Consider the following 2,307-nt stretch of genomic DNA (forward strand, 5'->3'; position numbering starts at 1 on the left):
GACCAAGGGTTCTGTGGTGGCGTCGGACGCGTTCTTCCCGTTCGCCGACGGCATGCTCGCCTGCATCGCGGCCGGCGCCACCGCCGTGGTGCAGCCAGGCGGCTCGATGCGTGATGACGAGGTGATCAAGGCCGCCGACGAGCACGGCGTCGCCATGGTGCTCACCGGCACCAGGCACTTCAGGCACTGATTCGGTTGGTTCGTCGTCCCGGTAAGGCGCGCAATTGCGCGCCGAGAACACCGGGACCCATAACCACCGGCCGTCGTTGTACGAACAGCGTTTGTCTTATGGGCTAACCGACAGATCACGCGGTATGGGTGTCCCGGCGCCCGCGCGCAATTGCGCGCTAGGCCGGGACGACACCGTTGATCTGGACTTTCACCCTCGCCAGCAACACCAGTCCCACCAGAAAGAACAACACCAGCACCGCCATGCCGGCCTTCTGGCTGGCGGTGATCGATGTCACGACACCGATCAGCAACGGGCCGGTGAAGGACGTCACCTTTCCCGTCAAAGCAAACAGCCCGAAATATTGCGCGACGCGATCCCTGGGCGCCATCCGCACCAGCAGTGAACGCGACGCGGCCTGTAGTGGCGCGCCACAGGCGCCGATCACGCAGCCGAGCACGAGATAGGCGCGCTCGGCGCTGGAGGCGAACAGCGCGCCACCCGGCTGCGGCGGCGTCACCGGAATGAACACGATCGAGTCCGTGTTCACCAGCAGGATCGCGATGATCGCAAGCAGCAACAAGGTCATAGTGCCGGCAATGACGCGCTTCGACCCGAAGGCGTCGTCGAGCTTGCCGCCGATCCAGCCGCCGAAGGTGCCGGCAATCGCCAGGATGATGCCGAAGGTGCCGAGCTGGATCGTGTTCCAGCCGAAGATGCCGGCGGCGTAGATGCCGCCAAATGCGTAGAGCGAGATCAGGCCGTCGGTGTAGATCATGTTGGCGATCAGAAAGATCAGCGTCGATGGCCGCTCGGGCAGGCCGCGCAGCGTCTCTTTCAACTCGCTTAAGCCCTCGCGCAACGCCACGCCGAGCCGATGCCGCGCCGGATAATCCGGCGTGAACAGAAACATCGGCAGCACGAACACGACGAACCAGATGCCGGTGAGCGGACCGGAGATGCGATCGCCCTCATGTAGCACCGGATCGAGCCCGAACAAAGGTGTCAGTCCGAACAGCGTGCGGCCGCTGCCCGTGTCGGCGGCGAGGAAGCCGAGCACCAGGATCAACGAGAGGATACCGCCGATATAACCCGTCGCCCAGCCGGTGCCTGACAATCGTCCGATTCGCTCCGGCGGCACCAGGGTCGGCATCATCGCATTGTTGAACACGGTCGCAAACTCGACGCCAATGGTGGCGAGCACGTAAGATCCGAGCAGCGGCGCGATCAGCTCCTGATGATGCGGGGCACCGATCCACATCAGGCTGGCCCCGACCACCAGCATGGCACCGAACGCCGCGATCCACGGCTTGCGGCGGCCGGTGGCGTCCGCGATGGCACCGAGCACCGGCGACAGCAGTGCGATGACTATGCCGGCCGCCGCGGTCGCAAAGCCCCAAAGCGCCTGGCCATCGGCTGCATTCGGAGCAATCTGCGTCGCGAAATAAGGCGCGAACACGAAGGTGGTGATCAGGGTGAAATAAGGCTGCGCCGCCCAATCGAAGAAGATCCAGCTCACCACGGCACGGCGCGGCGGATAGAGGCGCGGAACGACTGCATCGGATGAGACAATTGATGTCACTGTCATTCCAAAATGTCCTTCCCGATTGCGCGCCATCACGTTTGGCTTTCGAGACCGCGCCCTATAGCATCTGATCTGCCCAACTGAATGTCAGTCACGATGAATTTGATGAAATCATCTCGCTTCACCCGGCGGCGGCTCCTGGTCGTCCTCGCGCTATCGATCGCCATCCTGATGCCGGCGACGGCGCAGGACCTGCGGCGCAGCGGCTACACGCCGCCGCCGCTCGACAGCGTTCATCCGGCCTTCGCCGAGCAGGGCATGGTGGTGGCGCAGGAGAAGCTCGCAGCCCGGATCGGGACCGAGATCCTGCGGCAGGGCGGCAATGCGATCGATGCGGCGGTCGCCACCGGCTTCGCACTGGCTGTCACCTACCCACGGGCCGGCAATATCGGCGGCGGCGGCTTTATGGTGATCCATCTTCGGCAGCGCAATGAGGACGTCGCGATCGACTACCGCGAGGCCGCGCCTGCGGCGATCACGAAGGACACCTTTCTCGGCGCCGACGGCAAGCCTGATAACAACAAGTCGCGCAATTCCGCGCTGGCGATCGGCG

The 2,307-nt window shown here is 64.4% G+C and carries 2 protein-coding genes and 1 pseudogene; 2 read left to right on the forward strand and 1 reads right to left on the reverse strand.

Translation table 11 applies throughout. The features are described 5' to 3' along the window. Window positions 1-190 (forward strand): annotated as a pseudogene (purH, locus tag WA702_RS24655) (bifunctional phosphoribosylaminoimidazolecarboxamide formyltransferase/IMP cyclohydrolase); the annotation flags it as partial. Between the two features lie 157 nt (window positions 191-347). On the opposite strand, the gene WA702_RS24660 reads toward purH, so the two are convergent. Further along, window positions 348-1,757 (reverse strand): MFS transporter, encoded by a 1,410-nt coding sequence (locus tag WA702_RS24660; RefSeq protein ID WP_425113160.1) that lies wholly within the window; start codon window positions 1,755-1,757, stop codon window positions 348-350. 102 nt (window positions 1,758-1,859) lie between these two features. On the opposite strand from WA702_RS24660, the gene WA702_RS24665 reads away from it, so the two are divergent. Beyond that, on the forward strand, window positions 1,860-2,307 hold a 448-nt coding region (locus WA702_RS24665; protein WP_425113161.1), incomplete at its 3' end, for a gamma-glutamyltransferase.

Source organism: Bradyrhizobium sp. (genome assembly GCF_049798375.1).
In the GTDB taxonomy this organism is placed as follows: Bacteria; Pseudomonadota; Alphaproteobacteria; order Rhizobiales; family Xanthobacteraceae; genus Bradyrhizobium.